This window comes from Enterococcus termitis, assembly GCF_001730305.1.
GTDB lineage: Bacteria > Bacillota > Bacilli > Lactobacillales > Enterococcaceae > Enterococcus_L > Enterococcus_L termitis.
Genome location: NZ_MIJY01000024.1, coordinates 1 through 8,634 on the forward strand (window position 1 = coordinate 1; position 8,634 = coordinate 8,634).

Consider the following 8,634-nt stretch of genomic DNA (forward strand, 5'->3'; position numbering starts at 1 on the left):
TTTCAACATTCCTCCTTGAAAAAAAGTACAGAAGGGGCTATTCTACTTATAGAAACAATTTATTTTTATACGCAGGTTCTAAGACCTAATGATTGGTACAAATAAGTAGAATGATCTAGTTTGTCCCTCAAGGTTACTTGGAGAAGAACCTCAATAAGCGATCGACCTACAAGCCACTCCTGTCATCTCTAAGTATGACAGGAAAAAGCCTGCAGGTCGATCACTTTCGTTTTCATTCTGTTTGGTGAGGGTGATAGCCCTCATGGGTGTTTGTCCCTTTTCCTTCACGATATTCCTCCCATCAAAAAGAAAGCGTTTTCTTATATTATCCTTGTTATTTGAAAATTGTCAATAACTAAAACAAAATTATTTTACACAAACTTATAAGAATTCGTCTCTTTTAGAAAATCAATGCGTGTGAAATAAAACAAAAAAAAGGTGGCCAAAAATCAGATTCTTCGGCAATTTCGCAAAAATCGAGCAATACAAAAAACGTATTGTTCGATTTTCACTCCAATTACTCGAACCTAATCGATGTTTGGCTCAACCTCTTCTTTCGTATTTATCTTCGATTTTTTTCTAACTGATTACTCAAACGAGCAAATTCCTCTAAGGAAAGCGTCTCTCCGCGACGGGATGGATCGATTTCAGCTTCCGTCAAACTTTTTGTCAACCACTCTTTTGTTTGTTCATCCTTACCGTAATAATGTGTCAGGTTGTTCCACAGAGTTTTACGGCGAAGCTGGAAGGACGCTTTAGTCAATTTGAAGAATTCCTTTTCATCTATGACCTCAACTGCCGGCTTCTCTCGTTTGGTCAGCTTGATGATCGCCGAGTCAACATTTGGTTGTGGAATAAAAACAGTTTTAGGAACAATGAACGCAATACTTGCTTCCATAAAATACTGCACGGCAATCGATAGTGAGCCGTAAGCTTTCGTACTAGGTTTCGCCGAAATTCGATCGGCTACTTCTTTTTGCATCATTACGATCATTTCTTCCACGTCCAAATCAGATGCCAGAAAATGCATCATGATCGGTGTGGTGATGTAATAAGGTAAGTTCGCTACGACTTTGATCGGTAGCTCTTGTTCAAAAATCTCTTTAGTTGTACCGACTAAATCTGCTTTTAATACATCATTATGAACGACAGTGACATTTTTATAGGGACTCATCGTATCTTCTAACACAGGAATCAAGCGGTCATCGATTTCAAAAGCCAGCACTTGGGCGGCATTTTTGGCTAACTGTTCAGTCAGAGCACCAATGCCTGGACCTACTTCTACTACATTGGTCTGAGTATCGATTCCTGCCGTTTCAACGATTTTACGTAGAATATTTGGCTCTGTTAAAAAGTTTTGACCTAAGCTTTTTTTAAACGAAAAACCGTGCTGCTTCAAGATTTCCTTTGTTCTTGAAGGCGTGGCTATTTCTTTATATTCTGTCACAATGATTCCTCCGATTTTTCACTGGTTGGTTTTATAATCGTGCTCATGGCACTTATCAGCTCTTCTTCTGTGATTCGAAACATTTTTAGTCGTTTCGTTAATTGTTTACTATTTGTATAGCCGATGCGTAGAATATCTCCTAATTTTTCCCGGCGTTCTTTTGCATAGGCTCCCGCTATTAAACCATACTCTAGCAAGATTTGTCTAGGTATTTCTTGATAATCATCGGCTTCATGGACAGGTGTAACGATTTTTTCCAGTGCTTCTAAAATCGCTTCGTCACTAGCATGCTCCACACCTAAACTTGAACCGCGTTTTTTGGGTGCAGCAAGTCGTCTTGATAAAAAGGCATGTTTGGCATCCGGTACAACTTCCATAATTGTTTTACGGATTTTTTCACCGGAATAATCTGGATCGGTAAAAATGATCACACCTCTTGTTTCTTGTGCATGTTCAATTTGAGCTAAAATTTCTTCATTGATAGCTGAACCGATCGTTTCGATCGTGTCTGCATCAACAACTTCTTGTATGCGTCGTGTGTCGTCTTTGCCTTCTACAACAATGATTTCTTCGATTTTCAATTTTTCTGTCATTTGTCTAACCTAAACAACCGATGAGCATTTTCTGTCGTTTGTTTTGCCACTTCTTCAAATGGAACGTCTCGCAGCTCTGCGATTTTTTCTGCAACATACCGTGTATAGCCTGGCTCATTGCGTTTGCCTCGATAAGGAACAGGCGCTAAATAAGGCGCGTCTGTTTCGACCAATAAACGATCCATCGGAACCACTTGTGCTACTGCTTGTACCTCCAGCGCTTTTTTAAAGGTCACTACACCACTAAGAGAAATATGCATGCCCATATCCAGAAATTTCTTCATCCACTCAGGATCACCGCTAAAGCTGTGCATGATTCCGCCAATGTCACGAATGTCTTCTTCTTTTAAAATCTTATACGTATCTTCCATCGCATCACGTGTATGAATACTGATTGGCAGATTCATTTCTTTGGCAATCGCAATTTGACGTCGAAATACACGATCCTGCACTTCTTTTGGATCTTCCATCCAATAATAATCCAAGCCAATTTCACCTAATGCAACGACTTTTGGCGTAGTCAATAACTGCTGCAACCTTTTTTCGATTTCAGGTGTATAGCTCCCCGCTTCGGTTGGATGCCAACCGATAATACTTTGAATTTCTTTATATTGCTGGCTAAGTTCCAAAGACTTTTCAATTGTCGGCGTATCAAAACCAACCACTGCCATCTCTGTCACGCCTAATTCTTTGGCACGTTCAATTGTTTCTGGGATATCTTCATTAAATTGTTCCGCATTTAAATGGGTATGAGAATCAAAAATCATGTTCCTTCACTCCTTCAATTAAAAGCTTCATGAGCTAGCCCATGAAGCTAGATAGATATTTACATTAGCTACTACTCCTAATAGACTTCGTTATCTTCTATACTTTATCACATTTTAGCCAAAAGCTGAATGGACAGCACTGATAAATTATCAGCTTCTTACAATTGCTTTTCTTAAAAAAATAGCTTATACTAATCGGTCACGGCAATTTATGTCAGGAGGAATCACTATGTCAAATGATCGCACACAAGAAACTCACCATCTACAGCAGATTTACGAAGAACTAAGCCAAGCAAGAGATACCTATCAAACGGCTATTGATGAGGTCAACACCACAGGAAAATCAGTGTTGGAGCAATTTGGCGGCGATACAAAACTAAACTTTGATAGCTACTCAGATAATTTAGAAACATTCGCCATGATGGAAATGAAAAATCGAGAAATCGATCAACTGAACATTCAAAATGCCACTGCAGCTAAACAATTAGAAAAAGTCGAACGGCTGTTGAAAGTCCCTTATTTTGGAAAAATCGACGTGACCTTTTTGGATGCTGATGCTGATCGGGATGTCTTTTATATCGGAATGAATGACTTTACGAATTTGGACGGTGAATCACGAATTTATGACTGGCGTTCACCGATTGCTTCTCTTTTTTATAATAATGTTTTAGGCGACAGCAGTTATCTCGTCAATAAAACTGAAATCCCTGTCACGCTGAACTTAAAAAGACAATTGATCATTGAAGAAAATCGGTTGATCAACTTTTTCGATACTAGTCTTGCGATTCAAGATGATATTTTGCTGCATTCATTGGAAGCTGATTCTTCTCAATACATGAAAGATATCACCACCACGATCCAGCAAGAGCAAAACGAGATCATTCGTGACGAAAGCCATCCTTTGCTTTTAGTCAATGGGATTGCCGGCAGTGGTAAAACCTCTGCGATCATGCAGCGGATTGCTTATCTGCTTTACAATCATCGGACACAAATTACCGCGGATGATATCTTACTGCTTTCTCCTAATTCAACCTTTATCGATTATATTTCTCAGGTTCTGCCAAATTTAGGTGAGCGGAATCCATTGAATTTGACATTGCTACAGTTTCTTAAATTTACCTTTCGTGAAAAGGCACCGATTGAAAGTGAATCAGCCTATTTTAACCGAATCACTGCTGAAAAAGTCCACGCACAGCAGCGAGTGATTCAATCAAAAGAATTTGTTGCGTTCGTTCAATCTTTCCAAGATACAGCTCTGATTCAGCAATCCTTGTTTAAACCGATCTTATTCAAACGTAAACCGTTATTTTCTGCTGAACTGATTTTTAGCTTGTACCAAGAAACACCGGCAACCTTATCAATCCGCGATCGACTTTCTGCTACAAAAGAAAAATTATCAAGTCTGTGGACTCGTTATTTGATCAAGCAGGCCAAATCCAAACAAATGATCGATCAAATGCAAGACTTGACAGAAGCTGAGCAACTACGCTATTTTGACACAACTTTTACGAATGAAAATGAAGAGGAATTAGCAGAATTTGCGCTACAGCGGCTTCAACAAAAATACCGCACTGTTGTAGATGAAATTGCAACTGTTGCTTGGTTCGATCAATGGCTGCTTTTTGAAGCACTTTATCAAAAGTATCAACAAGAGACCTACGAAAAATCAACGTCTGATTATACTGCCGATGAAGTAGTAGCTTTATTGTTGATCAAAGATACCTTTATTGAAGATTTATCGAATCAACAAATGGCGTTTATTTTAGTAGATGAAGTTCAAGATTATACTGAAGCTCAAATTCTTTTGCTGCTTAACTTGTTCCCACAAGCAAACTTTACACTGGCAGGAGATGAAAATCAGGCGATTTTCAATACATCTATCAGCTTTAATGAGTTGAAAGCATTATTATCTGCTTCCAGTCGTTCTGTTACTTCTTATCAATTATTGAATAGCTATCGTTCCAGTAAAGAAATCACTCAACTATTCCAAACTTTAGTGACCAATCATGAAAAGCTCAATATTGTCTCCATTCGAAAAGAAGGCGAAAAGCCCGCTTTTATCTACTGTGAGAATGAAAAAACGTATCTTGATACACTTGCCTCACTTTTAAGTTCTTTCACTCCTGAAGAAGACACGGTTGTTATTACAAAAACTGCAACAGAAGCTGAATACTTGAAGGAACAGCTTTTACAGAACAATCATACGATGGAGACTCAAATTCTTTCGATCGATATGGCGAAAGGTCTTGAGTTTGATAATGTGATCATTCACGATCCTTCTACAGTTCGTTACGGCACAACCGAAAGAGAGAAGAAGATTCTTTATACAGCGATTTCGCGTGGGATGAAACAAGTGTTTCTGCCTTATGTAGGGGCGTTGTCTGAGTTATTCAGACCTGAGTAAGTCTGCTCTCCTATCACGAAAAAATTCGAACATTTAAACTCAATCCTCTTCACTTAAGCAATTCTTAAAAATATCGGGCTAAAAAACAGACTTTAGTCCGATGTTTTGTTGTCTATTTCGCAGTAAACTGAACTCCAGTCTGATATTCAATTTGATAGGAGTGAATGCTTTTTGAAAAATTTCTTCGAAGAATCTGACTTTTTAAAATCAACGATTCAAAAAAATGTAACCATTCAAAGAAAACCACAGGTCAACACGATTTGGCATTGGGTATTACTGATTCTTTTTGGTTTATTAGCTTACGGTACGATGACGCAACAATTTCTTTTGATTGCGGTGTTCGTTGTCATTGCAGCAGTCGTTAAAGGACCGTTGATGATTTTATGGGGAACTATTTATTCTATATTAGTCGCCTTTTTCCCTCCATTAGGAATTGTTTTATCTATCTTATTTTTTCTATTGAACTTAGGAACCGTTGCAAAAAGCTGGCGTATTTCGCTGACAAGTGCTTATTTTTATTTTGTTCCATTACTTGGTAGTACAAGTCGTGCCATACTAAAAAACGAACCGGACTATGTTGTTATGATCTTTGTTATTGTCAGTATTTTAGGGCTACATTTTTTACTAAATTGGCTTTACAAAAACAATAGTTTGAGCCGCACGCTAGCATGGTCGATTGTGAGCGCGCCTTATGCGCTATTGGTGCTATTACTACCAACAAGGTTTAGACGAATCAAGACAGCTAGAAAAACGATAAAGCGATAAAAAAGGCTTCAACAAAATAAATAACACGAGTGAAAACTAAGAAATAGTTTTTCATTCGTGTTTATTTAAATTCGTCCTGATGTTATAGGAAACCGGTTGATATCTTTCATCAAGTACTTCTTTGTCTTCTTTAAACAGCTCGTCCAGTGCTATTTTTTCACCATCGTTAAATCAAAGTAGTCTATTTTGTGTTTTTGGGTCTGAATAATAAATGGCCTTTATTTATCGGTGATGTATCAAAAAAGAATGACCTCAGATGCCTTATTCAGTCACTCGATTGAATAAGGCATCTGAGAATCATTCTTTTTCTTTATAAAATACTGTTTATGCGATGCTTGCTCCGTTTGGCATATCTTTTGGTGCATCGATAATTTGCAGCTTACCATCTGGCGATTCTGCGGAAAGGATCATCCCTTGACTGATTTGTCCACGCATTTTTCTTGGTTTCAAGTTTGCTACTATAACAACTTTTTTACCGATCAAGGCGCTTGGATCAGGATAAAATTCTGCCACACCGGAAAGGATTTGACGATCTTGTTCGTCACCTGCATCTAACCGGAATTGTAAGAGTTTGTCTGCACCTTTGACCTTTTTACAGTCAATGACTTCTGCTACTTTTAATTCTACTTTATCAAAATCTTCATACTTGATTTGTTTTTCTTTCGTAGAAATAAGCGCTGTTTCTTCTGGATCCCATTTGATTTCTTCAGCAGTCGTCTGCGTGTTTTGTGCCATTTTCTTTTGAATATAGATCACTTCTGTATCGATTTCTAAACGTGGGAAAATTGGCGTTCCTTTGGCAACGACTTTAACATCTGTTGGAAACTCACCGAAATGGATTTTTTCCATATTCATCGTTTCAGGATCTAAGCCTAATTGTTCAAAAATCTTCTCTGGTGTTTCAGTCATCACAGGTTGCAAAAGAATCGCTACGATTCGTAAGCTTTCAGCTAAATGAACCATCACACTGTCCAGTTCATTTTTCTTTTCTTCATCTTTGGCTAAAACCCACGGTTGTGTTTCATCGATATATTTATTCGCTCTGGAAATCAAGGTCCATACTTCAGAGATCGCTGTATTGAACTCCATTTTTTCCATTGCTTCGTGGTATTTCCCAATCACATTTGCAGCAGTTGTAGATAATTCACTATCAAATGGTGTTACTTTAGATGCATATGTCGGTACCTGTCCATCACAATATTTATTGATCATCGCAATCGTTCTGTTCAATAAGTTGCCTAAATCGTTGGCTAAATCATAATTCAAACGAGAAACAAAGTCCTCAGGCGTAAAGACACCGTCACTGCCAAATGGAATCGCACGCAGTAAATAATAACGTAACGCATCCAAGCCGTAACGTTCAACAAGCATTTCCGGATACACAACATTGCCTTTTGATTTAGACATTTTTCCGTCTTTCATCAATAACCAGCCGTGACCAAAGATTTTCTTCGGTAATGGTAAATCTAACGCCATCAACATGATCGGCCAGTAAATCGTATGGAAACGAACGATTTCTTTTCCAACCATATGAACATCTGCCGGCCAGTATTTTTGGAATAGGCTATCGTCTTCTGAACCGTAGCCTAAAGCTGTAATGTAGTTAGACAAGGCATCGATCCACACATAAACAACATGTTTAGGGTCTTTGGATAAAGGAATCCCCCAAGAAAACGTGGTTCGTGATACGGCCAGATCTTCTAAACCAGGTTTAATAAAGTTATTGATCATTTCATTTTTACGAGATTCTGGCTGGATAAATTCTGGATGTTCATTGTAATACTCCAGCAAGCGATCAGCATATTTACTCATGCGGAAGAAATACGACTCTTCTTTCACTAATTCGACTTCGTGTCCACTTGGCGCTTTACCACCGATGACTTTGCCGTCTTCATCGCGATACACTTCGGCTAATTGCGTTTCAGTGAAATATTCTTCGTCTGATACAGAGTACCAGCCTTCATATTCCCCAAGATAGATATCTCCTTGTTCTAACAAACGGTCAAAGATTTGCTGAACCGCTTTTTTATGATAATCGTCTGTTGTGCGGATAAATTTGTCATAACTGATATCAAGCGTTTTCCATAATTTTTGAACATCTGCTGCCATTTTATCAACATATTCTTTAGGTGTAACACCTAGTTCTGATGCTTTATTTTCAATTTTTTGACCATGTTCATCCACACCAGTTAAGTAAAATACGTCAAAGCCCATCAAACGTTTGTAACGGGCCATCGCATCACAGGCAATCGTTGTATATGAATTACCAATATGTAGTTGTCCGCTTGGATAATAGATCGGGGTAGTGATATAAAATGTTTCTTTCTGTCCCATACAGAAAAAACCTCCTTTAATCTTATCTGAAATAACTCTTAAACAGTATAACATATTTCAATTTATTTGAACTACAATAATACGAAGAAAAGCAGAGCTAGTAGTTTAGATATTAGAAAGATGAAATAATATAGTTATTTTTTTTAATAGAAATGACTTACTTGTTAAAAACAGCTTTTGGTATGACTAAATTATAGAAGAGGCTGGGACAGAATGAGGTGACCCCCAAAAGTTGTACATGAAAAATACAACTTTGGGAGGTCATTTTTTTGAACTTTTATGAAGCAGATTTTAAATTGAACATAGTAAAGGAATACCTTGAAG

Annotated in this window: 6 protein-coding genes; 2 read left to right on the forward strand and 4 right to left on the reverse strand. The window is 37.8% G+C overall.

Annotated elements, in window-relative coordinates; all coding sequences use genetic code 11:
- Positions 1 to 562: 562 nt before the first annotated feature.
- Genes rsmA through BCR25_RS12090 form a run of 3 tightly spaced genes read right to left on the reverse strand, consistent with a single transcriptional unit; the run spans position 563 to position 2,807 of the window.
- Complete coding sequence (rsmA, locus tag BCR25_RS12080; RefSeq protein WP_069663873.1) at positions 563 to 1,447, reverse strand: 16S rRNA (adenine(1518)-N(6)/adenine(1519)-N(6))-dimethyltransferase RsmA; 885 nt, start codon at positions 1,445 to 1,447, stop codon at positions 563 to 565.
- Positions 1,444 to 2,040 (reverse strand): ribonuclease M5, encoded by a 597-nt coding sequence (gene rnmV, locus BCR25_RS12085; RefSeq protein WP_069663874.1) that lies wholly within the window; start codon positions 2,038 to 2,040, stop codon positions 1,444 to 1,446. Before rnmV ends, rsmA begins: the two co-directional genes overlap by 4 nt.
- Complete coding sequence (locus BCR25_RS12090) at positions 2,037 to 2,807, reverse strand: TatD family hydrolase (RefSeq protein WP_069663875.1); 771 nt, start codon at positions 2,805 to 2,807, stop codon at positions 2,037 to 2,039. The genes rnmV and BCR25_RS12090 overlap by 4 nt, the downstream gene beginning before the upstream one ends.
- 229 nt (positions 2,808 to 3,036) lie before the next feature.
- Between BCR25_RS12090 and BCR25_RS12095 the strand changes: the two genes are divergently transcribed.
- Positions 3,037 to 5,211 carry a HelD family protein gene (locus BCR25_RS12095; RefSeq protein WP_069663876.1) on the forward strand — a complete coding sequence of 725 codons (2,175 nt, stop codon included), beginning with the start codon at positions 3,037 to 3,039 and terminating at the stop codon, positions 5,209 to 5,211.
- A 171-nt stretch (positions 5,212 to 5,382) separates the two neighbouring features.
- Positions 5,383 to 5,976: a hypothetical protein gene (locus tag BCR25_RS12100; RefSeq protein WP_069663877.1), complete on the forward strand. Its 594-nt coding sequence runs from the start codon at positions 5,383 to 5,385 to the stop codon at positions 5,974 to 5,976.
- Positions 5,977 to 6,300: 324 nt separating this feature from the next.
- Here BCR25_RS12100 and metG read toward each other — a convergent pair whose 3' ends face one another.
- Positions 6,301 to 8,310, reverse strand: coding sequence for a methionine--tRNA ligase (gene metG, locus BCR25_RS12105; protein WP_069663878.1), 2,010 nt, complete (start codon positions 8,308 to 8,310; stop codon positions 6,301 to 6,303).
- Between the last annotated feature and the right edge of the window lie 324 nt (positions 8,311 to 8,634).